Genomic DNA, 24,983 nt, shown 5'->3' on the forward strand with positions numbered 1-24,983 from the left:
GTTCAAAATGACTCAAACCGCAATCCCTTATATCTTGATGCGTGGCGGCACGTCGAAAGGCCCGTATTTCCGCCGCTCGGATTTGCCTGAGGATCTGGACGCGCTGGCCGAGGTGCTGATCGCCGCTCTTGGGTCCGGGCAGTCGCTGAACATCGACGGCATCGGCGGCGGCGCGGCGGTGACCACAAAGGTCGCGATGTTGTCGGTCAGCGAGGATGACTGGGCCGATATCGACTATTTCTTTGCGCAGGTCTCGGTCGAGGACAAGCTGGTCGATTTCAAACCGACTTGCGGCAACATCCTGTCCGGGGTTGCCCCTGCTGCCGTCGAGATGGGCTTGTTCAAACCGAAGGGTGATGAAACTGAAGTTCGCATTCGGGCCGTCAACACTGGGGCTCGGGTCGTGGCCAAGGTGAATACACCCGGGGGCGAATTGACCTATGAGGGTGATGCAGAGATCGCCGGCGTTCCCGGTCATTCAGCGCCTGTGCAGTTGAGTTTCATGGGCGTGGTGGGCTCGGCCACCGGAGCGTTCCTGCCTACGGGCAACCTGCGCGATGCAGTTCAGGGCGTCGAACTGACCTGCATGGATGTCGCTATGCCGATGGCTATCGCCCGCGCCACAGACTTCGGATTGACGGGCTATGAGAGCGCCAAGGAGCTGGACGCAAACCGCGCGTTCTTTGACCGGATGGAGGCCGTTAGGATCGAAGCAGGGCAGCGGATGGGTATGGGGGATGTGTCCAAATCGGTCACCCCTAAGTTCGGCCTTGTTGCTCCGGCCAGAGAGGGCGGAACGCTCGCAGTGCGGTATTTCATGCCGTGGAAAACCCACCCGACCATGGCGGTCACCGGCGCGCAATGCATGGCGTCTTGCGCTTTGACTCCCGGAACCGTCGCCGACGGTTTGCTGGATCGCCCCACGAACAGCCCGGCTGAAGTCGTTCTGGAACACGCCTCGGGCAATATCGACGTGTTGGTGGATTTTTCCACCACCGACGAGTTCACAGTGAACGCGGCGGGTTTGGTGCGGACCGCGCGCAAGTTGGCGGACGGGCATGTTTATGTGCCTGAGTCTGTTTGGAACGGGAGTTGATCAAGTGCAACCCAAATAGTATACTATTGTATACATAATGGGAGGACACGATGGACAACTACTCGGAATGCCTCGATATCGCGCGTCAGGAACTCATGTTGGCGCAGTCGGCCCTACGGCGGGACATCGCGGACTATCCGACACCGATTGCTGGCTGCGATGAGCAGTTCAACCATCTGCTGGATCAAAGCGAACGGGTCCGCAATGCACTTGCCGCTCTCGACACATGTCATTTTGTGCCGACGCCAAGAAAACTGAACACCGAGCAGGGTATAGAAAGCCGATGAAGGTCCACATTCTTGATGACTGGTTTGACACGCTGCGTGGCCTGCCTTGCTTTGAGAGACTCACGGGTCATGAGGTGACGGTATGGACGGATCATGTCGAAGACACTGACACTCTGACCGAGAGATTGCAGGACGCAGAGGTGCTGGTGCTGTTCCGCGAACGTACCAAAGTCACTCGCTCCTTGCTGGGGAAGTTACCGAACCTGAAACTGATCAGCCAGCGCAGCGTTTATCCTCATGTCGATGTCGAAGCCTGTACAGAACACCGCGTGTTGTTGTGTTCGAACATGCATGGTGGAACGCCGTCTTATGCTGCAGCTGAACTTACTTGGGCGTTAATCATGGTCGGGATGCGGGATTTGCCCGCACAAATGGCCTCGGTCAAAGCAGGGCACTGGCAGGCGGGCGTGGGCAAGACGCTGCGGGGGCGTCAGTTGGGGCTCTATGGCTATGGCCGCATTGCTCGCGCCATTGCAAGTTATGCCGAGGCCTTTGGGATGAATGTGGTCTGGTGGTCATCCGTAGAAGGCCGGGCGCGTGCGCAGGCGGATGGCGCGCAGGTCGCGCCCAGCCGTAAAGCGTTCTTTGGCAGCAGCGATGTTGTCTCGGTCCATGTGCGCTTGAAACCGGATACGCGCGGGATCATCACCGCATCGGATTTCGCACAGATGCAGCCGGAGGCGCTGTTTGTGAACACCTCGCGAGCCGGGCTGATCGCACCTGGTGCTTTGCTTGAGGCGCTGAACGTCGGTCGCCCCGGCAAAGCGGCGATTGATGTGTTCGATTCCGAGCCACTGATTGATCCGACCGACCCGCTTTTGTCACATCCCAACTTGATCGCGACCCCACATATCGGCTTTGTCACTGAAGACGAGTTCGACCTGCAATTCGCGGATATTTTCGATCAGGTGAACGCCTATGCCGAAGGCGCTCCGATCAACATGATCAACCCCGAGGTTTGGACCAGCGCAGAATAAGATTTGCGGCGATGGGCGCACCAATGATCACCAACACGATCCTTGTCAGATGGTGGGTAATCACAAAGCCCAAATCCGCGCCCGAGACGATGGCCAGCACCGTCATCTCTGCCTGCCCACCGGGAGCGAAGGCCAGAAACGCCTCGACAGGTTGGCCCAGTCCCAAGGTGGTGACAACGGCGGTGAAAGCGGCTGCCAGGACGGCAAGGACAATGACATAGGCGAAGCCCGCTGCCACTACCCGGCGTAGTTCGACCCATGTGACACCTACGAATTTCACACCAATTCCGCAGCCAATGAAAAACTGCGCTGCAAGGATGGCCTCGCGAGGCGGTCGGGTGTGAATGAAGTCGCCCAGTGACAAGGCGGCCGTAAGGATCATTGGCCCTAGGATTGACGCCCCGAACAGGCCGATCCGCTCCCCGCCTTTCCAGCCGATAATGGCGGCCAGAACCATCAGCGCCAATTCATGTATTGGCAGGTTGTGCGCGGGCTCGCCAATCGGATTGGTGAGTTGAGCATCATAGAACACGGTGAGGAACAAGGGGGCCAACGTCACGATAAACAGCACGCGCGTACCGTGGATCAAGGACAAGGTACGCGGATTGGCCCCCGCCTCAGTGCCAAAGATGATCATGTCTTGCAAACCGCCCGGCATGGCTGCGTAGAAAGCCGTTGTGGAGTCAAAGCCCCAGAAATTGCGAAAGAATGGCACACCTACCAGCGCGATTAGCAGGATGAAGAACGGGATCAGCGCAATTGACGCGGCCATTTTTGGCAATTCAGCAAACAGAGCTGGCGTAATCGATGCCCCTACCGCCACGCCCAGTATAGTGCGGGCGGCAACCGAGACCTGTCCAAAGCCTTCCATCGGTGCGTGCGCAAGAGCTGCAATCAAACATGCGCTCATTGGCCCGAACAGAAAAGGTAGCGGCAGTTTTAGCGCCCAAAATATCCCAGTGCCCAACATCGCCAGGCCGAGCGTGACGGCCCGTTTCGTCAGAAGAGAGGGGGTATCGGTTTGGCTGTGCAAGGTAAGCGTTCCAGCTTCGTTGACTAATAATGTATCCATGTGTATACAACTGGACGCAAGATGACAAGAGAGCCTGCGATGACCCTTCAGGACGACCCGTTACAACCTGGCCCACAAGGCAATTCTGCGTATCAGCGCCTGCTGGGCGAGATTCGCGAGGGCACTCTTTTGCCCGGCGACCGGCTGCGCGAGATTGAGCTCTCGGAACGGTTGGGCGTCAGCCGTACCCCGGTGCGCGAGGCGATAAGGCAGTTGGAGGCCGACGGGCTGGTCACACATGTGCCACGGCAAGGTGCCACCGTGCGCAGTCTGGATTACGCTGAGGTCATGGAACTCTATGAGATGCGCGCGGTGCTTGAAGGGACAGCGGCCCGGCTGGCAGCCCGCGCGGCGTCTGATGTCGAACTGGATGAGCTTGAGGTTCTGAACGACCGGCTGGCCGAGGCGGGTACCGGCCCCAATGCGGCCCAAATCAACAAGATTTTTCACGCGACGTTGCTGGATGCGGCCAAGAACCGGTTTCTGGCAAAATCCATGCTCTCCTTGCAAAAGGCGCTGTTTATCCTGGGTCCCTCGCAATTGCTGGATAGCGACCGCGCCGAGGCCGCAGTGGCCGAGCATCGGCGCATGATGGCGGCTTTGAAGGCCCGCGATGGCGCAGCGGCCGAGACAGAGATGCGCGCGCATATTCAGGCGGCACAACGGATGCGCATCCGTGCGTTGCAGGACCGCGACCGCTCAATCGACGAAAGCCAGTAGGTAGACAGGATATGGTCACCCCAAAGGAAGCTTACGATATCGCTGTGATCGGTGGCGGCAATGCGGCTCTCTGCGCTGCGATGACTGCCGCTGAGGCAGGCGCCCGTGTTCTGATCCTTGAAACGGCGCCAAAACCTTATCGCGGCGGAAACTCCCGCCATACCCGCAATTTTCGCTGCATGCATTCGGGCCCCTTGGGTCCGCTCGTCGAGGCGTATAGCGAAGATGAATACCTCTCGGATCTGCTGAAAGTCACCGACGGTATAACCGACGAACATCTTGCCCGCCTCGCGATCCGTACCTCCGAGGAATGCCTGCCGTGGATGCAAGAACACGGGGTCCGGTTTCAGCCGTCGCTTTCCGGCACATTGTCATTGGCACGGACCAATGCGTTTTTCATGGGGGGCGGCAAATCTCTGGTGAATGCCTATTACCGCACGGCGGCAGGTTTGGGTGTAGATGTGCAGTATGAGGCCGCTGTGACGCATCTGGAACTGAACAGCGACCAGATTGAGTGGGTCGATTACACCTATGAAGGCCAGTCTCATCGGATCACACCGAAGGCGGTCATCGTTGCCTCCGGCGGCTTTCAGGCCGACACAGATTGGCTCACCCGCGCCTGGGGTGAGCCTGCGAAGAACTTTCTGATCCGGGGAACGCCGTACAACCGAGGCGTGGTCCTGTCTGATCTGCTGGACCAAGGAGTAGAAAGCGTCGGTGGCCCGACCCAATGCCATGCCGTTGCCATCGACGGGCGCGCGCCGAAATTCGACGGCGGCATCGTCACCCGCCTGGACTGCGTTCCGTTTTCCATCGTCGTAAACAAACATGCCGAGCGGTTCTATGACGAGGGCGAAGACGTCTGGCCCAAGCGCTACGCGATCTGGGGCCGTTTGGTGGCGGCGCAGCCGGATCAGGTGGGGTACGTGATCATCGATGCAAAGTCGCTGAACCTGTTCATGCCGTCCGTGTTCCCGCCGCTGAAGGCGGACACGTTGGACGAATTGGCCGGTATGATGGACCTGCCCGCGGACAAATTGAAAGCAACCGTCGGTAAATTCAACGCCGCATGCGGCGACACCAGTGGATTTCATCCAACCGAACTGGACGGAGTCGCGACCACTGGCCTGACCCCACCCAAGACCAACTGGGCGCGCCCGATCACCGAACCGCCGTTTTATGGCTACTCGCTGCGGACCGGCGTGACCTTTACCTATCTTGGGTTGAAGGTTGACGAGACGGCCCAGTGCTCGACACCCAGCGGTAAGATCAAAAACCTTTGGGCGGCCGGGGAAACGATGGCCGGGTCGATCCTTGGGCAAGGCTATCTGGCGGGCTTTGGCATGACCATCGGAACTGTTTTTGGACGCATCGCAGGACGAGAGGCCGCCGCTTATGCAAACTGATCTTATTCAGGAAGCCCGCCGCCAGGTCGAGATCTGCAACGCCTGCCGCTATTGCGAGGGCTATTGCTCGGTCTTCCCGTCGCTGCACGCAGAGCGCGCGTTCTCGGATGGGGACATCACGCAACTGGCCAACCTGTGCCACAACTGCCGGGGGTGCTACTACGCCTGTCAGTATACGGCCCCGCACGCGTTTGACCTGAACCTGCCCAAAGCGCTGGCCGAGGTGCGGCGGGACAGCTGGGAACACTTCGCCTGGCCTCAGCCGCTGGCGCGCCGATTCCACACGCAGGGCGGGGCCATCGCGTTGGCGCTTGTGATCGGGTTTGCACTGCTGTTCTGGGCTATACGTGCCATCGGTTCCAGTGGAGGCGAAGGGTTTTATGCCGTCCTGTCCCACAATGCGATGGTCGCGATCTTTGCGCCTGCATTCCTGCTGGCTCTGTTCAGTATCGCCTTCAGCCTGAGGCGCTATTGGGCAAAGATTGGTGGCAAACCCATCCAGATGTCTGATCTGACGGTTGCGCTCAAACGCGCGGGCAAGATGCAGGATCTGGCCGCAGGCCATGGCGAAGGCTGCAACTTCGAGGACGAAGACCGGTTCAGTCAGGGCCGACGCCACATCCACCACGCCATCATGTATGGCTTCCTGCTGTGCTTTGCGTCGACCTCGGTGGCGACGATCATGCACTATGTCTTCGGAATGCACGCGCCTTACGGGTTCTGGTCGTTGCCGAAACTGTTCGGGATTTCCGGGGGGGTGCTGCTGACAGTGGGATGTGGTGCGATGGCGCTGCTCAAGCTAAAGTCAGACCAAGACCTCGGCGATCTGTCGGCCTGGGGTGGGGATATCGGCTTCATCCTGTTGCTCGGGTTTGTGGGGCTCGGCGGGCTGGTTCTCTATGCCCTCGGTTCAACGCCTCTGATGCCCGCGCTACTGGCCATCCATCTCGGATCGGTCCTTACGTTTTTCCTTCTTACGCCCTTCACAAAAATGGCACACGGCTTCTATCGGCTTGCGGCGCTGATCCGGGATGCACAACGGAAAAGAGATGTGTCCATGGTCCGTTAACAGCCCGTCGCGACTGTGTGATCAGAAAGAACATGCAATTGGATCAAAAATTATCTTGAAGATCTCTGCGCCGCAGAACTTCGAGTTGCGGACAACGTCCGGAATGGGCCGTCCTCAACGAAAGCCTTGACCCGTTCTGAGCGAATTCTGCAGATGATCTAAGGTCGGCAGGGAGCCCAAAGCTACGGATGCTGCGAAGGAAACGAACGTCTTCTTCTTGAGTGATGATTCGATTCTTTGCGACCCTGCAGTCATGAAATCTGCCTGTATTTTGGGATGCGAACGCTTCCGATTAGGAAACTCTTGACAATGACAACCTTGAACGTTTTGCTAATGACCGTGCGACGATGCACATAAAATCACCAAGCGACTCGGCTGGACGTTGACGCCCATTTGGGTCGCTTTTTGATTCCTAACACCAAGCTTCTCGCATTGATCAGCGTTCAGACTGACTCATATCAGGGAGCTTACTCTTATGAAAAATCTTCTAGGCACAGTCAGCCTTGTGTCCGCGATGACGCTGACTTCTACTGCCGCTGCGGCCGAGGTTAAGGTCGGAGCGATCTTCGATCTTACTGGGGGCCTGAACATCTACGGCATTCAGCAGGACAATGCACTTGATCTGGCGATTGCAAGTGTCAACGCAGCCGGAGGCGTCAACGGAGAAGAGGTCGTGGTCGTCGGCTACGATGCTCAGTCCGAACTTTCGAAGTACACGCAATTCGCGCAAACGGCGGTTCTGAGAGATGGCATCGCGGCGATGTTCGCGGGTTTGACAAGTTCTTCCCGTGAGGCGATCCGTCCGATCTTCCGCGAGGCAAACATCCCCTATTTCTATTCCTCGCTCTATGAAGGCGGCGCGTGTGACAAGCAGACCTTCGTGACAGGTTCTTCTGCCTCTCAGCAACTTAGCGTTTTGATGGAGTGGGCGGTCGAGAACTACGGTCCCCGTATCTACATCAGGGCCCCCGACTACAACTTCGGCACCATCTCCGGCCATTGGGTCCACGAGTATGCCAAGCAGCTGGGCGCTGAGGTCGTGGGCGAGGACTATCTGGCGCTGTCAGTAACCGACTACGCACCGACCATTCAGAAAATTCAGGCGTCCAATCCTGACGTTGTCGTCGCTCTGCCGGTTGGCGCAGCACAGACCGGTTTTCTTGAACAGTTCGCCGCGGCAGGTCTGAAAGACAGCATCGGCGTTGTTTCCACCAACTACGGCTCAGGTAACCAGCAAGTCGTGGTCTCGCCTCAAGCCGGTGAGGGCCTCGTTTCTGCCATGGGCTACTTCCCTTCGGTTGAGAGCGATGCCAACGCTGAATTCCTGGCCGCCTGGGAAGAAGCCCACGGGACCGATACGCCTGTTGTTGCTGGCGCGGTCGATGTCTGGAATGCGGTTCACCTTTGGGCCGCAGCCGCAAACAAAGCTGGCACGACCGACGCGGACGAGGTGATTGCTGCACTGGAAAGCGGCCTGACGTTCGAAGCTCCGAATGGCACTGTGACGCTTGAGCCTGGGTCGCATCACCTACGTCAGGACATCTACATTGCTCGTGGCGATGCCAACAACGGCTTCGAGATCATCGCAACATTCGAAGATTCCGAGCCGACCTACGAGAACGAAGTCTGCAACCTCATCGACAATCCCGATGCGGCTGAGCACTTCACGCCCGAAGGTTAACCAATACGATTGTCGATGCGCGCCGGCTTGGGGCGCATCACCTCTGGGAGGATGCTATGGAACTCGATTTCCTAGCGACGGTTCTGCTGTCGTCATTATCCAGCGCGTCAATTCTGTTGATTGCAACACTTGGCTTGGCCGTCGTCTATCGGTCAGCCCAACCTGCGCCCGGTGACCGGGGCAACTGGCGATTTTTCGGATATCGATGGTGGTTTGACCCAAGCAACCCTCGGGTTCAACGACTTCTGGGGTCTGAGCGCGACATACGCGTTTGAAGCGCCCGAGATGGTTGAGGCGAAGGCACACGGCGCGACTTACCGCAGCAATGGCGATCAACCGATGCCAGTCCATGAAGGTGACCACCTGGAATGGGATTCCGGTGTCCCTGTTGGGCCGATCTTTGATGATCGCATGCTCCCGTCAACTTGACGCCACATGCAAATGGTTGGGCGGCAATGTCGTCCACCCGCCACCCCACATGTAAGAGAGAACAGAAGCATGAATAAGCAGACCACAGAACTTATCCGACAAGCGGAACCTTCGGATGCCAAAAACCTTGCCAAACTGATCGATCTTGCTGGCGAAGGCATCCCGAATTGGCTGTGGACCCGCGCCTGCGTCGAAGGCCAAACACCGCTCGAAATCGGTATTGAACGCGCCAAGCGCAAGACCGGTGGATTTTCTTACACGAACGCGCTGGTCGCAGAGCCACACGGGTATCCCGTTGGAATGGTGCTGAGCTACGCGATCACCAAAGCCCCAACCGACAACCCGGATGACTTGCCAGCACCGATTGCCCCCTTCGTTGCGCTGGAAAAGCTGTCGGTGAACACATGGTTCATCAATGCGCTGGCCGTCTTTGCCGAACGTCAAAACCAGGGCGTCGGATCACAGCTCTTGGCCGCCGCAGAACATCAGGCGCTTGTCAATGGCCACGACAAGATGAGCATTCAGGTCTATGGGCAAAACACCGGCGCAGTGCGCCTGTACGAGCGGCAAGGCTACCTGCGCGTCGCCAGTGAACCCGTGCGCCTGCATCCCAGCCCGCCTCACTACACAGGCGAAGTCTTGTTGCTCATGAAGTCTCTCTCAACCGGCACCGGCTGAACTGCCAGAAAGTCCGAAAGACACTGCGATGTCCTCCTATTGGCTCATATTATCGGCCGCTGGTGCCAGCTTCACGCTGGGCAGCGTTCTTCTCAAACAGTTTGCGGACACAGGTCTGGGTTATGTCCTGCTTCTCGCCGTTCTTGCGTTGGGGCTTGGCAATCTGGCCTATATTCGTCTGCTGGCACACGGTCTCGGGCAAGGGGCCGTCATGTCCAGCATGAGCCAGGTCATCGCGCTGTCCCTCCTTGGGGTGGTGCTCTTCGGAGAGCGCCTCGCGATGCCTCAATTAGCGGGCCTGGGCTTCGCCATCGTCAGCATCTGGCTCTTCTCGCAATCGAGCTGACGTAGACTTGGTGACTGAAATGACCTCTCGCTGCCTGTCCTTGGTGTTGTGTGCCGCGCTCTCCTGCGTGGCGTTGGTCGCGGTTCTTTCCCCCGCCCGGGGCGACAGGGCTACATCCGAACTCTCGCTGCCTTCGCCGCTGAAGGATCAGGACTATCTGTACGATGGCGCACCCGATCCAAAGCTGGTCGAACTGGGACGAAACCGGTTTTTCGATCCGGTCCTGTCGGGCAACCGCAACATTTCTTGCGGCACCTGCCATGATCCAGCGTTTGGATCGGGCGACGGTCTTGCGCTTGGCATCGGAGAGGGCGGAACCGGTGCAGGTCCAAAGCGTGTGACGGCTGTTCCGGTCACGGGACGGGTGCCCCGCAACGCGCAACCGTTGTGGAACATCGGTGCGCGCAGCTATGTGTCGTTGTTTCACGACGGGCGTGTCGAAACGCTGAACCCGGGCGATGCTGCGGGCCCGATCCGTAATCCGGCAGGAGCCGATCTTCCCTCAGACGTTGCCAGCCCCTTGGCTGCGCAGGCGTTCTTTCCGGTCACATCACCAATTGAAATGGCAGGCCAGTATGGCGAAAGTTCTATTGCAAATGCCGCCCATTACGAAAACAGGCCAAAGATCTGGGGTAGCCTTGCAGCGCGGGTAGCGGACATTCCGGACTATCTGGAGATGCTGCGTGCCGCGTACCCCGAGATAACGGGTGCTGAGCAAGTCACATACGGTCATATCGCTGACGCCCTTGCAGCCTTTCAAACGACGGCGTTCCGCTCAGATGAGAGCCCCTTCGATACGGTTTTGCGCACTGGTGATCTGTCGACTCTCACACAGGATGCGCAAGAAGGCCTTACTCTCTTCTACGGGGCTGCGCGATGTGCAAGCTGCCACAGTGGACCCTTACTGACCGATCACCAGTTCCATGCCATCGCCGTTCCGCAGATCGGCCCTGGCAAAGGGCATAGGGGCGACATGACATACCTCGCAGAGAATGGTTTGGCGGCACGTATGGAGGACGAGGGTCGCTATCGCGTCACGGGGAACTCCGAAGACCTATTTGCTTTCCGAACACCGTCGTTGCGCAATGTCGCGCTGACGGGGCCGTGGGGGCACAGCGGGGCGTTCACTTCATTGGAGGATATGGTTCGCCACCACCTCAACCCCCTTGCAGGTCTTTCGGCCTTTGACCCATCCGATATCGCCCTACCGCCAATTGAGCACCTTAAGCGCATTGCCGCGCGAGGATCGCAATTGCGTTTCAGTCCCCTGGAAGCGGAACGTCGCCATGCATTTGAACAGCGAGACACATGGGTGATGGCGTCTCCTCAACTTCGTCAACGCATTGCTGATAGGAACTAGCTTTCACCAATCAAGCTTACTGGCGGAGAGATTGAAAATCTGATCGCCTTTCTGCACGCGCTCACCGATCCCACGGCTGTAAGTCGGAGTCACATGGTCCCCAAAAGCGTCGCATCCGGTCTGCCGCCACAACCTCAACCGGAGGATTGAAATGGAACTCGACCACAATTTTCTCTTTGTGAAGGACAAAGCGACTGCGCTCGAGATGATAGAGCACGCAGTATTTGCTAGATTTTCAAACGCGCCGTAGCACGCAAGCCTGACCTTGGCGCAAGCGCGGTGAAGTGGCGCTTTGTCCGCATTTCGCGAGTTTAGGCAGCCTTTGAATTTGCGCCCGCAGCGAACGGCAGGTCCGACGGGCCGCGCCGCAGCATGGAGACTATGGGGTAAGGTCCGGAAAGGGCCGGTTGTGATATGGCAAGAGATGTATACTTTCCTGATGTCGAATTTGATCATCGACGTTTTGATAGCACACAAAACTACCGGAAGGTTGAATTGTTCAATAACTCTCGGGTGGTTCCACTTGACCTCGATATTCACATGAAATAGGAGGAGCTGTACTTGAGCGGGCGTTGTGTAGTGGTAAGACCTTAGCCTTCCAAGCTAATGACGCGGGTTCGATTCCCGCCGCCCGCTCCAAGAAATCCCTTCCGACACATAACCTGCAAAATCAGAAGAGATTTCTCCTTAAATTTATAATAAAAAACAAAATAATTGAATTAAAGCGTTTGTCTTCCAAGCTAATGACGCGAGTTTGATTCCCGCCGCCCGCTCCAGTTCTTTCCCCCTGCCAGTTGCGTCAAATGGCCCTTATCGGGCTGCAAATCTGTGCCTTCAGCTTGACCATAACCGTCGCTGCCGCCAAGAAGCAGTGATTGACGCCCGTTTTTGGGCGAATGACCACGACGTAAGGGCCAGACATGGCAAATTCACGCTCCGCCAGTCCAGCGAACAAACCGGCTCCGGGTACTCAGGAAGAGCGCGCGGGATCTAGGAAAATAGGTGTTCTGGCATCGTTGTGGCCCTTCATGAAGCCTTACCGATTACTGATGATCGGCGCGACACTTGCGTTGATTTTGACGGCGAGTATGACGCTGACGCTGCCGCTGGCAGTACGCCGGGTCGTTGACAATTTTCGCATCGAAGATGGCGAGCTGCTGGATTGGTACTTTCTGGCGGCTCTTGGTATTGCAGGCATTCTCGCGGTCGGGACGGGTATTCGCTATGCGTTGGTGACGCGGCTGGGCGAGCGTGTTGTCGCTGACATCCGGAAGGCTGTCTTCGATCGCGTGATTGGTATGAGCCCCGAGTTCTATGAACGGATCATGACTGGAGAGGTGCTCAGCCGGATCACGACTGATACGACGCTGATCCAATCGGTTCTGGGGTCATCGGTATCGATCGCGTTGCGCAACATGCTGATGTTTGTTGGCGGGCTTATTTTGATGTTGCTGACATCGGCCAAATTGACAGCCATGGTCTTGCTGCTAATCCCCGCGGTGATCGTGCCTATACTGGTTCTGGGCCGCAGATTGCGAACCATCAGCCGGGAAAATCAGGACTGGATCGCGGCGTCTTCTGGCAATGCAGGTGAGGCGCTTGGGGCGGTGCAAACCGTGCAAGCCTTCACCCATGAACAAGCCAGCCGTGCGCAATTTGGCGAGATGACAGAAACTTCGTACGAAGTTTCTCTGCGCCGTATCCAGACCCGCGCGGTCCTTACTGTGATCGTAATTTTCCTGGTGTTTTCGGGTATCGTCGGCGTGCTGTGGATGGGTGCGAATGACGTGCGCAACGGAGCGATGACCGAAGGTGTTCTGATCCAATTCGTGATCTACTCGATCATCATGGCAGGCTCGGTTGCCGCCCTTTCGGAAATCTGGAGCGAACTGCAGCGCGCAGCCGGAGCAACTGAGCGGCTGGTCGAACTTCTGAACGCAGAGGATACGGTTAACGACCCTGCGCAAGCCAAGACGCTGCCAGCTCCGGTGCGGGGCGAGATTCGCTTTGACGACGTGACTTTCCACTATCCCGCACGCCCAGACGTGGTAGCGCTGGATCAGTTTTCACTGCAGATCGCCCCCGGTGAAACCGTTGCCTTTGTCGGACCCTCCGGCGCAGGCAAGACAACCGTGATCCAGATGATCCAGCGGTTCTATGATCCGGATTCTGGGCAGGTAAGCCTCGACGGGCTTGATTTGCGCGAACTAGACCGCAACGATTTTCGCCAGCACATCGCGTTGGTTCCACAGGATCCGGTTATATTCGCCGCATCGGCGCGAGAAAATATTCGTTTTGGCCGTCTGGATGCTTCGGATGCCGAGGTTGAGGCAGCGGCGCGCGCCGCTGCTGCGCATGAATTCATCTCGGCGCTACCTGAGGGCTACGACAGCTTTGTGGGTGAACGCGGCGTGATGCTATCGGGTGGGCAGAAACAGCGCATCGCCATCGCCCGTGCCATTCTGCGCGACGCGCCGGTCCTGCTGCTGGATGAGGCCACCTCGGCACTCGACGCAGAAAGCGAGCGCGCGGTGCAGGGGGCTGTCGATAATATGCGGGCCGGGCGTACCACGCTGATCGTGGCGCACCGTCTGGCGACCGTGAAGAAGGCGGACCGTATTATCGTGCTTGAGGCCGGGCGCATTGTGGCGCAGGGAACGCATGACGATCTGGTGTCGCAGGACGGTTTGTATGCCCGATTGGCGCGCTTGCAGTTCACCGACGGGGTGGCCGCAGAATAAAGTGACGCACCGGCACATCCGGAATCGCCGTTGCGTCATTCTACATTTTCTCACAGCTGATCGCTAAGCCCTTGCTTGCGCGAGTTGAGTTTTACTTCCATCTTGGAGGCAACGAAAACCCGCGCGTGACACGGGAGAGAGATCAGGGGAGGAGCCACATGGCCTTTGTGGGAATCGAAGACAAGGCGCGTATGGAGCAGGAGATGCCATGGGAGGACCGGGATGTGCCCGTGACCTTCCACCAGCTTTTGTCGCGGACGGCGGGCAGGTTCCCGAACCACAAGGCGATCAGCTTTCAGTTGCTATCTGGCCCGACCGACAAAGCAGAGACGCTGACCTGGTCGGAGCTGCTGGGCAAAGTCAATCAGGCGGCCAATCTGTTCCGCTCGCTTGGGATCGGCGAAAAGGATGTGGTGGCCTATGTGCTGCCCAACTGTAACGAGACCCTGGTCACGATGATGGGCGGAGCGGTGGCGGGGATCGTGAATCCGATAAACCCGTTGCTCGAACCCGAACAGATTGCAGCGATCCTGCGTGAGACCAAGGCGAAGGTCGTGGTCACTCTGAAATCCTTCCCCAAGACGGACGTGGCCCAGAAGGTTGAAGAGGCTGTGCGCCACGCCCCCGGCGTTCACACGATTCTCGAGATCGACCTGAACCGTTATCTGACGCCGCCAAAATCCTGGCTGGTGCCGTTCCTGCGCCCCAAGATGGGTGACAAGGAAAAGCTGGCCCACGCGACCTATAAGAATTTCATTGCTGAGCTGAACAAGCAGCCAAAAACGCTGACCTTCGAAGACAGCAAGGAAGATCGCGTCGCGTGCTATTTCCACACCGGCGGCACAACAGGCATGCCGAAGGTGGCGCAGCACAAGTATTCCGGTCTGATCTACAACGGCTGGCTGGGGCAGACTCTGCTGTTTGACGAAAACGATGTCATCATGTGCCCGCTACCGATGTTCCACGTTTTTGCGGTGCATGTGATCGTGATGGCGGCTGTATCGTCGGGTGCGCATGTCATATTCCCGACACCTGCAGGGTATCGCGGTGACGGTGTCTTCGACAATTTCTGGAAGCTGATCGAGCGCTGGAAAGTCTCGTTCATTATTACGGTGCCCACCGCGATTTCAGCTAAGATGCAACGCCCGGTGGATGCGGATATCTCATCCGTCAAAACCGCGTTTTCGGGCTCGGCTCCGCTGCCGGTTGAACTCTTCCGCAGGTTCGAAGAGGCCACAGGCGTGACCATCGTCGAAGGATATGGCCTGACAGAAGCCACTTGCCTTGTCTCGTGCAACCCGGTGGATGGAGAGAAAAAGATCGGTTCGATCGGTATTCCGTTCCCATATACAGATGTCAAAATCCTTCAGGACGGGCCAGATGGTCCGACCGAATGCGGTGTCGATCAGGTCGGCGAAATCTGCATCTCGAACCCTGGCGTTTATGCGGGCAACACCTACACCGAGGTCGATAAGAACGTAGATCTCTACCATTTCGACAAGTACCTGCGCACGGGCGATCTGGGCCGTTTTGATGAGGATGGTTATCTTTGGATTACAGGTCGGGCTAAAGACCTGATCATCCGGGGCGGCCACAATATCGACCCCGCCGAAATTGAAGAGGCGCTACTGGGGCACGAAGCTGTCGCCTTTGCCGGCGCGATCGGTCAACCGGATGCACACGCAGGCGAACTGCCATGTGCGTTTGTTGAACTGGTCGAAGGGGCCTCTACCACGGAAAAAGAGCTGCTAGAGTTCTGTAAGGTTCACGTCCACGAACGCGCTGCACAGCCCAAGCATTTGACCATTCTCGATGAACTGCCGAAAACCGCAGTAGGCAAAGTATTCAAGCCTGATCTGCGCAAGCACGCGATCACGCGTATATACAATGGTGCTCTGGAAGCCGCCGGCGTCGCGGCACGGGTCGTTTCTGTCATCGACGACAAGAAACGCGGGCTCGTCGCGCAGCTTGACGCGAACGGCGCGTCCGAGGACGATGTGGCCAAGGTGCTGGGTTCGTTTACCCGACCGTGGGAGTGGTCTGAATAATTTGGAGGGACAATGGACTATGAACGTCTGATCGACGAAGAGACCTGGGATTTCATCCGGCGTACCGCCGAGAGCTATCCCGATGATACGGTCGAAATGTCCATTGCTGACCAACGTCGGGTCTATGACACTATGTGTCAGGATTTTCGCCAACCGCGACCTCCGGGCGTTGATGTTCAGGACAGGTCTGCCGATGGCGTGCCTGTTCGCGTTTACACTGCCGGTGATCCCACTCGAAACGTGATTTACTTTCACGGCGGCGGGTTCGTCGTGGGCGGTCTGGACAGTCATGATGATGTCTGTGCTGAAATCTGTGTTCAGACTGGCTATCGGATCATCTCTGTCGATTATCGCCTGTGCCCTGAATATGTGCACCCGGCGCAGTTTCAGGACAGTTGGGCTGCTGTGAGCTGGGTGGTCCAGGAATATGGCGATCCAATCGTTCTGGCGGGAGACAGTGCAGGCGGTAATCTGGCTGCAACCGTTGCGCATTATGCCCGAGGGCGATTGGACAACGTGCTGGGTCAGGTTCTGATCTATCCTGGTTTGGGCGGTGACATGTCAAAGGGTTCGTATATCGAACATGCAAATGCGCCGCTTCTAACCCTGGACGACATCCGGTTCTACCAAACTGTACGCTGCGGTGGGCCTGCACCGGATAACGATCCCTCATTCGCTCCGTTGCAGGATGATGATTTTTCTGGCCTCCCGCCGACGGTTGTTGTGACGGCTGATTGCGATCCACTGCGGGATGACGGACCGGCCTATTGTAAGCATATAACTGCGGCAGGTGGGTTGGCCCATTGCATTAATGAACCGGGGTTGGTTCATGGGTATCTGCGCGCCCGAGCTTCGGTCAGGCGCGCCGCTGACAGCTTTGAGCGTATCTCGGTGGCGATCGAGGCGCTGGGGCAGAGGATCTGGGCTTACGACTAACAAGTGCCTCAGGTCAGGAACGATTTGGCCTTCATAGTATCTGCCACAGGCGCACCAACGCGCTGTAGTATGGTTGGCGCAAGCTGAAGCTGGTCGATCACGGTCTCGGTGTCAGGCCCTTCGGCGTCACCAAAATAGTAAAGAGCCGTTTCCTGCTGTAACGGGCTACGCCCGCCATGATGGCCGCGTTCATCTTGGCCATGATCGGCGGTTACGATGACATCGTAGCCAAGCTGCAGCCAACGCGGGATGAATGGTGCCAGCATTTCGTCCATGACGAAACAGGCGTGGTCCATTTCCTCACAGTCGTGGTAGAAACGGTGCCCCATACTGTCCAGCGTGCAGGTGTGCAGAATACCGTAATCCAGCCCGAACCGAAGGCAGAGGTTGGTCAGCGTGGCGAACAGATCAACGTCAGATGGCGTCATCTGGTTGGCTTTGCCGTAGCCAGTCATCGAATGGAATCTGCCATGGTTGATGGTCTTGCTGTCAGGCTCGTCATATTCCACATCACGAACGTAGTCGAAGGGGTGACGGTTGAAGAATTGCGACCAGTAGCTATGCGTGACCGCACCGGTCACACCGCCCACTTCTCGTACCTGACTGAAGACGTCCTTGTGAGACAGCCGAAACACGTTGCCATTACCGGTGCAGCCATGCTCTTGCGGTGTGACGCCGGTATGGATCGACGCGTAGCAACTGGCTGATGTTGAAGGCAGGACGGCGCGCAGTTTCCAAACCCGCGCATCGCCGCTGTCGACCCATCCTTCAAGATTGCCAAACAGTCTGCGAAAGTTGCGCCACGGCACACCGTCGAGAATGATCAAAAGCAGTTTGCGGTCCATTGTCCGGCCCTATTCTTTTCGAAGTATTGGTTGTCGCGACCCTAGGGGATTCGCTTGCACGGGGCTGCCCATTTGCGCCCTAAATTGTAAAATCCCGACGTTTGTTTTCAGTCAAACGCCGGGATTTCCAAACATCATGCAATGTTCGGGATAAGTCCGGGATTAGTTGCCCGCACTTTCCATTTTGCGATGGGCGACAACCTCTTCCAGCCAACCCAGATGCATTTCGGGCACCGAACTGAGCAGCAAATCGGTATAGTCATCGAAGGGTGGGCTCAGCACCTGCGACTTGGGTCCATAGCGGACCACGCGGCCCTGATACATCACCGCAATACTGTCACTGATGGCGCGCACCGTCGCCAGATCGTGGGTGATGAACAGATAGGCCACATCCTCGATCTTCTGCAAGTCCAGCAGCAATTTGAGGATGCCATCTGCCACAAGCGGATCGAGCGCCGAGGTGACCTCATCACAGATGATCATTTTGGGCTTAGCCGCCAATGAACGCGCGATGCAGACCCGCTGTTTCTGACCACCAGACAGTTCGGCTGGGTAGCGATCGATGAACTTCTCGCCCAGCTCGATCTCATCCAGTAGTTCTACGATACGCTTGCGTTTCTCAGCACCGCGCATGTTGAAGTAAAACTCCAACGGTCGCCCGATGATCGTACCGACTGTTTGCCGCGGGTTCATCGCGACATCCGCCATCTGATAGATCATCTGCAACTCGCGCAGATCTTCAAGTGAACGGCCCTTCAAGTCGGGGCTAAGTTTCCGACCGGCAAAGGTGATCTCGCCATCACGCGGCGGCAGCAACCCGGTGATCACACGGGCCAGCGTCGACTTGCCTGAGCCGGATTCACCCACCACAGCCAATGTCTGCCCCGGATGAAGCTCAACATTGACGTTGTGAAGAACATCGAAGTTCAAGCCTTTGTAGCGCGCGGTAATACCATCGACGCTCAGCACCGGATCCGCAGTGGGCTGCTTTTCTTCGTGTTCAATCGAGCGAACCGAAACCAGCGCCTGAGTATACTCTTCTTGCGGATTGTTGATGATCTGATCGGTGTTTCCATACTCGACCGTATTGCCCATCCGCAGAACCATGATGTCGTCGCTGACTTGTGCGACAACTGCAAGGTCATGCGTGATGTACAACGCAGCGACACCTGTATCGGCGATGGCCTCCTTGATGGCCATCAGGACGTCGATCTGAGTGGTCACGTCCAAGGCCGTGGTAGGTTCGTCAAACACAACTAGATCCGGTTCGGGGCACAACGCCAGCGCTGTCATGCAGCGTTGCAACTGACCGCCCGAAACTTGGTGTGGGTATCGATCACCGATATTGTCCGGATCGGGCAGGCCTAGCTTGGCGAACAATTCGCGCGCGCGGGCCTCGGCCTCTTTACGAGAGAATTTCTTATGTTCGACTGCAGCTTCGACCACCTGATCCATGATCTTTTTGGCGGGGTTGAACGAAGCGGCTGCTGATTGCGAGACATAAGACACCTCGCCGCCGCGCAGGTTGCGGATATCACCCAGCGCTGACTTCATGATGTCACGGCCGTTGACCCAAACCTCGCCACCGGTGATCTTAACGCCGCCCCGGCCATAAGCCATCGAGGCCAGACCGATGGTCGATTTGCCAGCGCCGGATTCACCGATCAACCCCAACACCTTGCCGGGCGCGAGGTCAAAGCTGACCCCGTGCACGATTTCGATGTCATGGGGCTTTTCGCCCGGCGGATAGACGGTCGCGCCGATCTTGAGGTCGCGGACCTTGAGAAGGGTATCACTCATCCTCGGCCTCCTTTCAGCGATGTGGTACGGTTCAGAACCCAGTCAGCAACAAGGTTGACCGAGATCGCTAGCGTGGCGATGGCCACTGCAGGGTAGAGCGCGGCGCCAATACCGTAGACGATGCCGTCCTTATTCTCTTTCACGATGCCGCCCCAATCCGCCAAGGGCGGCTGGACGCCAAGGCCCAGGAACGAAAGCGTCGAGATGAACAGGACCATAAAGATGAACCGCAGACCGAACTCGGCCACCAGAGGCGATAGAGCGTTCGGCAGGATTTCCCGAAAAATGATCCACCTGCGTCCTTCACCGCGCAGTTTGGCGGCTTCGACGTAGTCCATCACGTTGATATCCACGGCGACAGATCGCGACAGACGATATGGTCGTGTCGCATCCAACAGGCCCATCACAAGGATCAGGATCGGAACGGTTACCGGAACGATTGCCAGAATAACCAGCGCCAGGATCAGCGTAGGGATCGACATGATCAGATCGACCGTCCGGCTAAGCGCCTGATCGGCCCATCCGCCCAAAACTGCAGCAAGTAGGCCCAATGACGTTCCCGTCAAAAAGCTGAGAAGTGTTGCAGCTGCGGCAATGAAGATTGTTGTGCGCCCGCCATAGATCATGCGGGTTAGCAGATCGCGGCCGATATTGTCCGTGCCCAGCAGATGCTCGGAGCTACTCGGCTCCCAAACGTCGCCGACCACTTCTGCCATTCCATAGGGCGCGATCAAGGGTGCGGCGATCGCGACAAAGAAATAGGCGCCGGTGAACATAAGGCCAATCAGTGCCGAAAGAGGAATGTTCTTTATCATTTCGGATGCCTCAGTCTTGGGTTGGCAAGGATCGACACGATATCCGCGACCATGTTCAGGCCGATATACACGGCTGCAAACACCACACCGCAGGCCAGAACAACAGGCACGTCACGCTTTGTCACGGCATCTACGAGGTACTGCCCCATACCGGGATAGACGAAGACAACCTCGACCACTACGACACCTACGACCAGATAGGCCAGGTTCAGCATGACTACGTTCACAATAGGTGAAATCGCGTTGGGAAAGGCATGCCGGGCGATAACCTGAAAGGTGCTCAAACCTTTTAGTTCAGCCGTTTCAATATAAGCGGATTGCATAAGATTAAGAATGGCAGCGCGTGTCATGCGCATCATCTGCGCCAGGACCACCAGCGTCAGTACGAAGGCTGGCAAAGCAATGGCATTTAGCTTTTGCCCAAACGACATTGAATCGTTGACCATCGCTAGCGAGGAGAACCAGCCCAGTTTCACTGAGATGTAGTAGATCACCACATAGCCGATCAGAAATTCCGGTATCGAAACCGTTGTGAGCGTGATGGCAGAGATCAGTTTATCCGGCCAGCGGTTGCGATAACGCACGGCCAGAAGTCCAAGAAAGATTGCAAGTGGAACGGAAACGATGGCAGCGACGCATGCCAGAAACAGTGTATTTCCAAGGCGTTTTCCAATGCTCTCAGAAATATCCAGTTTGTTTGTCAAGGATTGGCCAAGATCGCCCTGAAAAATGCCTCCCAGCCATTCGAAATAGCGAGTCAGGGCAGGGCGGTTCAAACCCATCTCTTCACGCAGGTTAGCAAGGGCCTCTGGGGTTGCGGACTGCCCCAAGACGGCTTGCGCGGCGTCTCCGGGAAGGGCTTCGGTCAGGCCAAAAATCAAGGCCGAAGCGCCGAGCAGCAATAGGAGTCCCAGTGCCAGGCGCTGGGAAACCAATTTGATGATAGGATGCATTATCCGTAGCCCGTTTTAGACGAACCACATTTTGCGGGATATGTTGCCGTTCATCATCTCTTGCGTCGGGTCAGATTCCCATCCGTCCAGTTGGTTGCTGATGCCCTCGACAAAGTCGTTGAACATCGGACAGATCAGACCGCCTTCGTCGCGGACCATTCGGCCCATTTGGCTGTAGATGCTTTTGCGTTTTTCAACGTCCAGCTCTGCCTTTGCCGCGAACAGCATGTCGTCGAACGCCTGTACCTTAAACCGAGTGTCGTTCCAGTCTGCGGTCGACAGGTACGCGGTCGAATACATCTGGTCCTGAACCGGACGGCCGCCCCAGTACGAGGCACAGAACGGCTGAACGTTCCAAACCTCGGACCAGTATCCATCGTTGGGTTCACGCTTGATTTCAAGCGGAATTCCAGCCTGTGCGGCGGTTTGCTGGAACAGTGCAGCGGCGTCCACAGCACCCGGGAAGGCACCGTCGGCTACACGCAATATGATCGGCGAACCATCATGGCCGGACTTTTTGTAGTGCTCTGCAGCTTTCTCAATGCTGAATTCGCGCTGTTCGATGGTTTCATCAAACAATGGGTAAGCTGCGTTGATCGGCATGTCATTCCCGATCGAGCCATAGCCACGCAGGACTTTGTCTACCAATTCCGCACGGTTGATTGCGTATTTCAATGCCGTGCGCAATTCGTTGTTGTCGAACGGAGCCGTGTCGCAATGCATGATAAAGACATAGTGACCGCGACCGGCGGTTGAATGCACGGTCAGGTTAGGCGCACGACCCAACAGGTCGGCAACTTTGGGTTCAACGCGGTTGACGGCGTGGACCTGTCCGGACTGCAGTGCAGCGGTCCGCGCAGTTGCATCGTTGATCACAACAACTTCGACGCTGTCAAAATTACCGAAATCGCTGTTCCAATGGTTTTCGTTCTTGGTGAACAGGTGACGGACGCCGGGTTCGTCCACTTCCAGTTTGTACGGACCTGTGCCGATACCTGCAGCCGGGTTATCCATGCCGCCATCGGGCTGAATAATCAGGTGATAGTCGGCCATCAGATACGGCAGGTCGGCATTTGGCTCGGTCAATGTGACCTGGAAATTGTCTCCATCGGCCTTCATCGACTCGATGCCTTTCATGATGCCCAATGCACCTGATTTGGAATCTTCGTTCGAGTGGCGCTGCATAGTTTTCAGCACGTCATCGCTGGTCATGGTCTTGCCGTTGTGGAACTCGACACCTTGGCGCAGTTTGAAGGTCCAGACTTTGGCGTCCGAGCTGCCTTCGACACTTTCGGCCAGGCGCGGCTCGATGGTGCCGTCGGGCGCCACTTCGACAAGCTGGTCGCCGAACTGCTTACCGTTCTGGAACGGGACTGAGCTTGCGTAGGTTGCCGGATCCAGCGAGTTGGTCGATTCGCCGCCCTGCAAACCGAATTTCAGATCGCCGCCTTTCTTCGGCCCAGCCGCACGTGCGGCATCGGCAAACATAGTGCTTGCGATTGCGGCCGAGACACCCAGTGCCGCAGCTTTACCCATGAATTCACGGCGGGTCAGCTTTCCAGCCGTGACCTGCTTTGACATGTGAGTGAGTTGTTCGTTCATCCAGAGATCTCCCAGTTGATTGGATGTTCGGTCCATTGTTGGACTTTTTATTGACGCGTGAGTCAAAGTAGGGGCAATTTAGGGTGGTGGGCAAGTGAAAATCTTTCGTCTGAAGCTTCAAAACTTACATTTCATTGCGCGGCACCGTGTCTTCGAGTGTTTTTGAATAGACCAATTCGTTATTTTCGAAGGCGCTTATCTCCGCTCGAACAAAAAAGTTCTTATCATCGGACCACATCTCGCAAACGCTTTCAGTGAATAGGAACGATTCACCGCGCTGCTGTTCTTGTGTCCAACGACAATAGCCCCGCGCCGATAGGGGGTTATCGGGGTGAATCGACCACTTTTCTGTTGCGGTGCTTCCGGTGATCAGCCCATGCGTTTCGTCACGGAGTTTGCCAAAGTCATCCTCGATGATCAGGTGGGATTCGCCGGTGGTCATATCCAATTCCACACGCCGGGAATTTTGCGTTTCCCGAAGAACACTGACGGGATTCGCAGATTCTGCATCGGGAGGGGCGAAGTTGTATTCGTTTGATTGACCCGGTGGACGCGTTGGAATGATTATGTCGCCTTCAGTCAGTTGAAGCTCGACAGTTTCCGGCGAAGGCCAAATTAACGGCCAATAGGCGCTCGAGATCGCCACGCGTAAGCGGTGCCCTTTCGGTATTCGATAAGCGATGTGATCCAGGTCCAGTTCTATGTCGTAGGTCTGACCGGGTATTAGGGGGGTGGGATCTGCATGGCTGTCGCGGTGCGTCAGATTTAGCACCCCATATGTGATCCGCGTCGAAGCACCGTCCGGGTGTATGTGATTCAGCCGAACAGCAATCTGCGCCTGAGGTTTGTCAGCACTCAGTCGGAGCCGAGTTTTGGGTGCGCCCACAATCTCGATGTCGGCTGCCAATGGGTCGCTGTCGAAACAGGCTGAAAGCGCGTCGTCCCCCCACTGGTCCCCCGGCATATCCGGACCTAGCCAAATCGCACAAAACTCGCCGCTTTCAAGACCGCAGGTATGTGGCGATCGGATTGAGGTGTTGAGTGACCCTTCGTGCCCAAGGCCGGCATCGGTCAGTTGCATCGTCAGGGTTGGCAGATGCGATGTCGCGCCCTCATCCTCGGCAATCCAACGCCCTGCGCGCTCTTTGTACCAGCGCGCCGGACGCACACCGTTCATCAGATAAGCGCGGTAGTCTGGATCATCTTCGACACCTGTATCCTTTCCCTTTAGCCAATGGTCCCACCACCTTAGGGCCTCCTGCAAAAATCCGATGCGAGGTTCAGGAACCGCGAAATGAGGATATTTGTGCACCCATGGGCCAACAACACCTTTGACCGGCGCGTTCAACTGTTCGACCAGCAATGGCACAGTGTTCTTGTAAGCGTCACCCCAGCCTCCAACCGCCAGGGTGGCCGCTTGAATGGCATCAAAATTCTCGCAGACGGAACCATGGCGCCAATAGGCATCACGTGTTTGGTGGCGCAGCCAGACGGAGGGCAGGAAGGGCTCATTCTCTAACCGATCCAACCACAGCTCACGCCAGTTTGATCGCAGACCAGGGTCCGGAGCACGAGAGGAGTAGGACCACATTGTCGCGCCCCAGCCCAGATTTTCATTCAGCAGGCATCCGCCTTTGTAATGTATGTCATCGGCATACCGGTCCGCGGTCGAACAAAGCGTAATGATTGCCTTCAAAGGCTCGGGCTGCATCGCGGCAACCTGCAATGAGTTGAACCCGCCCCAACTGATACCCATCATCCCGACCGTGCCGCTACACCAGGGTTGATCGGCTAGCCATTGGATTACTGCGACGGCATCGTCCAATTCCTGCTGAGTGTATTCATCCTCCATCAACCCTTCGCTGTCACCGTTGCCGCGCATATCTACGCGTACGCAGGCATATCCACGTTTGGCAAACCAGGGATGTGTTAAGGCGTCACGTGCAGTGGTACCGTCGCGTTTGCGATATGGCAGATGTTCCACAATGGCGGGAACCGGGTCTTCGCCCGCATCGATCGGTCGCCAGATCCGGGCTGAAAGGCGGCAGCCATCTGGCATGGTGATACCCATATCAGGGATTTCTTCGATCTCGCGAAGTGCGTTGGAGGGCGGTGCCATATC

At 57.0% G+C, this 24,983-nt stretch carries 21 protein-coding genes and 1 tRNA gene; 15 read left to right on the forward strand and 7 right to left on the reverse strand.

Going from position 1 to position 24,983, the window contains the following annotated elements; translation table 11 throughout:
• Positions 1 to 7 precede the first annotated feature (7 nt).
• From ACR0IU_RS03820 to ACR0IU_RS03830, 3 genes are read left to right on the forward strand one after another with little or no spacing between them, the layout of a single operon-like run.
• Complete coding sequence (locus ACR0IU_RS03820; protein ID WP_480715321.1) at positions 8 to 1,096, forward strand: 4-oxalomesaconate tautomerase; 1,089 nt, start codon at positions 8 to 10, stop codon at positions 1,094 to 1,096.
• Between the two features lie 50 nt (positions 1,097 to 1,146).
• Positions 1,147 to 1,383: a hypothetical protein gene (locus ACR0IU_RS03825; protein WP_170436487.1), complete on the forward strand. Its 237-nt coding sequence runs from the start codon at positions 1,147 to 1,149 to the stop codon at positions 1,381 to 1,383.
• A complete protein-coding gene (locus ACR0IU_RS03830; protein WP_480715322.1) occupies positions 1,380 to 2,360 on the forward strand; it encodes a D-2-hydroxyacid dehydrogenase family protein in 981 nt (326 codons plus the stop codon). The genes ACR0IU_RS03825 and ACR0IU_RS03830 overlap by 4 nt, the downstream gene beginning before the upstream one ends.
• Here the strand turns inward: ACR0IU_RS03830 and ACR0IU_RS03835 are convergent.
• Positions 2,329 to 3,330, reverse strand: coding sequence for an AbrB family transcriptional regulator (locus ACR0IU_RS03835; protein WP_480715624.1), 1,002 nt, complete (start codon positions 3,328 to 3,330; stop codon positions 2,329 to 2,331). The genes ACR0IU_RS03830 and ACR0IU_RS03835 overlap by 32 nt on opposite strands.
• Before the next feature lie 141 nt (positions 3,331 to 3,471).
• Here ACR0IU_RS03835 and ACR0IU_RS03840 point away from each other — a divergent pair, with 141 nt between their 5' ends.
• From ACR0IU_RS03840 to ACR0IU_RS03895, 12 genes are all read left to right on the forward strand, one after another.
• A complete protein-coding gene (locus ACR0IU_RS03840; RefSeq protein WP_480715625.1) occupies positions 3,472 to 4,152 on the forward strand; it encodes a GntR family transcriptional regulator in 681 nt (226 codons plus the stop codon).
• An 11-nt stretch (positions 4,153 to 4,163) separates the two neighbouring features.
• A complete protein-coding gene (gene tcuA / locus ACR0IU_RS03845; protein WP_480715323.1) occupies positions 4,164 to 5,558 on the forward strand; it encodes an FAD-dependent tricarballylate dehydrogenase TcuA in 1,395 nt (464 codons plus the stop codon).
• Complete coding sequence (gene tcuB, locus ACR0IU_RS03850) at positions 5,548 to 6,627, forward strand: tricarballylate utilization 4Fe-4S protein TcuB (protein ID WP_480715324.1); 1,080 nt, start codon at positions 5,548 to 5,550, stop codon at positions 6,625 to 6,627. The genes tcuA and tcuB overlap by 11 nt, the downstream gene beginning before the upstream one ends.
• Before the next feature lie 475 nt (positions 6,628 to 7,102).
• Positions 7,103 to 8,308 (forward strand): urea ABC transporter substrate-binding protein, encoded by a 1,206-nt coding sequence (locus ACR0IU_RS03855; protein ID WP_480715325.1) that lies wholly within the window; start codon positions 7,103 to 7,105, stop codon positions 8,306 to 8,308.
• 129 nt (positions 8,309 to 8,437) lie between these two features.
• The gene (locus tag ACR0IU_RS03860) at positions 8,438 to 8,737 is read left to right on the forward strand and encodes a hypothetical protein (RefSeq protein ID WP_480715326.1); all 300 of its coding nucleotides are present in this window, start codon (positions 8,438 to 8,440) and stop codon (positions 8,735 to 8,737) included.
• Between the two features lie 69 nt (positions 8,738 to 8,806).
• On the forward strand, positions 8,807 to 9,415 hold the full coding sequence (locus tag ACR0IU_RS03865; protein ID WP_480715327.1) for a GNAT family N-acetyltransferase: 609 nt from the start codon (positions 8,807 to 8,809) through the stop codon (positions 9,413 to 9,415).
• Between the two features lie 28 nt (positions 9,416 to 9,443).
• A complete protein-coding gene (locus ACR0IU_RS03870) occupies positions 9,444 to 9,761 on the forward strand; it encodes a hypothetical protein (protein ID WP_480715328.1) in 318 nt (105 codons plus the stop codon).
• A 19-nt stretch (positions 9,762 to 9,780) separates the two neighbouring features.
• The gene (locus ACR0IU_RS03875; protein WP_480715329.1) at positions 9,781 to 11,121 is read left to right on the forward strand and encodes a cytochrome-c peroxidase; all 1,341 of its coding nucleotides are present in this window, start codon (positions 9,781 to 9,783) and stop codon (positions 11,119 to 11,121) included.
• A 565-nt stretch (positions 11,122 to 11,686) separates the two neighbouring features.
• Positions 11,687 to 11,760 (forward strand) — tRNA-Gly (locus ACR0IU_RS03880).
• A 281-nt stretch (positions 11,761 to 12,041) separates the two neighbouring features.
• The gene (locus ACR0IU_RS03885; protein ID WP_480715330.1) at positions 12,042 to 13,862 is read left to right on the forward strand and encodes an ABC transporter transmembrane domain-containing protein; all 1,821 of its coding nucleotides are present in this window, start codon (positions 12,042 to 12,044) and stop codon (positions 13,860 to 13,862) included.
• Positions 13,863 to 14,020: 158 nt separating this feature from the next.
• The gene (locus ACR0IU_RS03890; protein ID WP_480715331.1) at positions 14,021 to 15,910 is read left to right on the forward strand and encodes an acyl-CoA synthetase; all 1,890 of its coding nucleotides are present in this window, start codon (positions 14,021 to 14,023) and stop codon (positions 15,908 to 15,910) included.
• 12 nt (positions 15,911 to 15,922) lie between these two features.
• A complete protein-coding gene (locus tag ACR0IU_RS03895) occupies positions 15,923 to 16,846 on the forward strand; it encodes an alpha/beta hydrolase (protein WP_480715332.1) in 924 nt (307 codons plus the stop codon).
• Positions 16,847 to 16,854: 8 nt separating this feature from the next.
• On the opposite strand, the gene ACR0IU_RS03900 is transcribed toward ACR0IU_RS03895, so the two are convergent.
• The 6 genes from ACR0IU_RS03900 to ACR0IU_RS03925 all read right to left on the reverse strand — a co-directional run bounded on the left by ACR0IU_RS03900 (position 16,855) and on the right by ACR0IU_RS03925 (position 24,980).
• Complete coding sequence (locus ACR0IU_RS03900) at positions 16,855 to 17,691, reverse strand: alkaline phosphatase family protein (protein WP_480715333.1); 837 nt, start codon at positions 17,689 to 17,691, stop codon at positions 16,855 to 16,857.
• A 162-nt stretch (positions 17,692 to 17,853) separates the two neighbouring features.
• On the reverse strand, positions 17,854 to 19,491 hold the full coding sequence (locus tag ACR0IU_RS03905; protein ID WP_170541031.1) for an ABC transporter ATP-binding protein: 1,638 nt from the start codon (positions 19,489 to 19,491) through the stop codon (positions 17,854 to 17,856).
• Positions 19,488 to 20,303, reverse strand: coding sequence for an ABC transporter permease (locus ACR0IU_RS03910; protein WP_029621990.1), 816 nt, complete (start codon positions 20,301 to 20,303; stop codon positions 19,488 to 19,490). Before ACR0IU_RS03910 ends, ACR0IU_RS03905 begins: the two co-directional genes overlap by 4 nt.
• A complete protein-coding gene (locus ACR0IU_RS03915; protein WP_010441877.1) occupies positions 20,303 to 21,259 on the reverse strand; it encodes an ABC transporter permease in 957 nt (318 codons plus the stop codon). Before ACR0IU_RS03915 ends, ACR0IU_RS03910 begins: the two co-directional genes overlap by 1 nt.
• Before the next feature lie 15 nt (positions 21,260 to 21,274).
• Positions 21,275 to 22,861: an ABC transporter substrate-binding protein gene (locus ACR0IU_RS03920; protein ID WP_170541028.1), complete on the reverse strand. Its 1,587-nt coding sequence runs from the start codon at positions 22,859 to 22,861 to the stop codon at positions 21,275 to 21,277.
• A gap of 124 nt (positions 22,862 to 22,985) precedes the next feature.
• On the reverse strand, positions 22,986 to 24,980 hold the full coding sequence (locus tag ACR0IU_RS03925; protein ID WP_480715334.1) for a CocE/NonD family hydrolase: 1,995 nt from the start codon (positions 24,978 to 24,980) through the stop codon (positions 22,986 to 22,988).
• Positions 24,981 to 24,983: the final 3 nt, after the last annotated feature.

The organism is Ruegeria sp. CL5 (genome assembly GCF_056536485.1).

Excerpts from the sequence above, each read along its gene's own strand:
- ACR0IU_RS03820 (WP_480715321.1), top strand. The coding sequence starts at position 8 with ATGACTCAAACCGCAATCCCTTATATCTTGATGCGTGGCGGCACGTCG.
- ACR0IU_RS03825 (WP_170436487.1), top strand. The coding sequence starts at position 1,147 with ATGGACAACTACTCGGAATGCCTCGATATCGCGCGTCAGGAACTCATG.
- ACR0IU_RS03830 (WP_480715322.1), top strand. The coding sequence starts at position 1,380 with ATGAAGGTCCACATTCTTGATGACTGGTTTGACACGCTGCGTGGCCTG.
- ACR0IU_RS03835 (WP_480715624.1), bottom strand. The coding sequence starts at position 3,330 with ATGTTGGGCACTGGGATATTTTGGGCGCTAAAACTGCCGCTACCTTTT.
- ACR0IU_RS03840 (WP_480715625.1), top strand. The coding sequence starts at position 3,472 with ATGACCCTTCAGGACGACCCGTTACAACCTGGCCCACAAGGCAATTCT.
- tcuA (WP_480715323.1), top strand. The coding sequence starts at position 4,164 with ATGGTCACCCCAAAGGAAGCTTACGATATCGCTGTGATCGGTGGCGGC.
- tcuB (WP_480715324.1), top strand. The coding sequence starts at position 5,548 with ATGCAAACTGATCTTATTCAGGAAGCCCGCCGCCAGGTCGAGATCTGC.
- ACR0IU_RS03855 (WP_480715325.1), top strand. The coding sequence starts at position 7,103 with ATGAAAAATCTTCTAGGCACAGTCAGCCTTGTGTCCGCGATGACGCTG.
- ACR0IU_RS03865 (WP_480715327.1), top strand. The coding sequence starts at position 8,807 with ATGAATAAGCAGACCACAGAACTTATCCGACAAGCGGAACCTTCGGAT.
- ACR0IU_RS03870 (WP_480715328.1), top strand. The coding sequence starts at position 9,444 with ATGTCCTCCTATTGGCTCATATTATCGGCCGCTGGTGCCAGCTTCACG.
- ACR0IU_RS03875 (WP_480715329.1), top strand. The coding sequence starts at position 9,781 with ATGACCTCTCGCTGCCTGTCCTTGGTGTTGTGTGCCGCGCTCTCCTGC.
- ACR0IU_RS03885 (WP_480715330.1), top strand. The coding sequence starts at position 12,042 with ATGGCAAATTCACGCTCCGCCAGTCCAGCGAACAAACCGGCTCCGGGT.
- ACR0IU_RS03890 (WP_480715331.1), top strand. The coding sequence starts at position 14,021 with ATGGCCTTTGTGGGAATCGAAGACAAGGCGCGTATGGAGCAGGAGATG.
- ACR0IU_RS03895 (WP_480715332.1), top strand. The coding sequence starts at position 15,923 with ATGGACTATGAACGTCTGATCGACGAAGAGACCTGGGATTTCATCCGG.
- ACR0IU_RS03900 (WP_480715333.1), bottom strand. The coding sequence starts at position 17,691 with ATGGACCGCAAACTGCTTTTGATCATTCTCGACGGTGTGCCGTGGCGC.
- ACR0IU_RS03905 (WP_170541031.1), bottom strand. The coding sequence starts at position 19,491 with ATGAGTGATACCCTTCTCAAGGTCCGCGACCTCAAGATCGGCGCGACC.
- ACR0IU_RS03915 (WP_010441877.1), bottom strand. The coding sequence starts at position 21,259 with ATGCATCCTATCATCAAATTGGTTTCCCAGCGCCTGGCACTGGGACTC.
- ACR0IU_RS03920 (WP_170541028.1), bottom strand. The coding sequence starts at position 22,861 with ATGAACGAACAACTCACTCACATGTCAAAGCAGGTCACGGCTGGAAAG.
- ACR0IU_RS03925 (WP_480715334.1), bottom strand. The coding sequence starts at position 24,980 with ATGGCACCGCCCTCCAACGCACTTCGCGAGATCGAAGAAATCCCTGAT.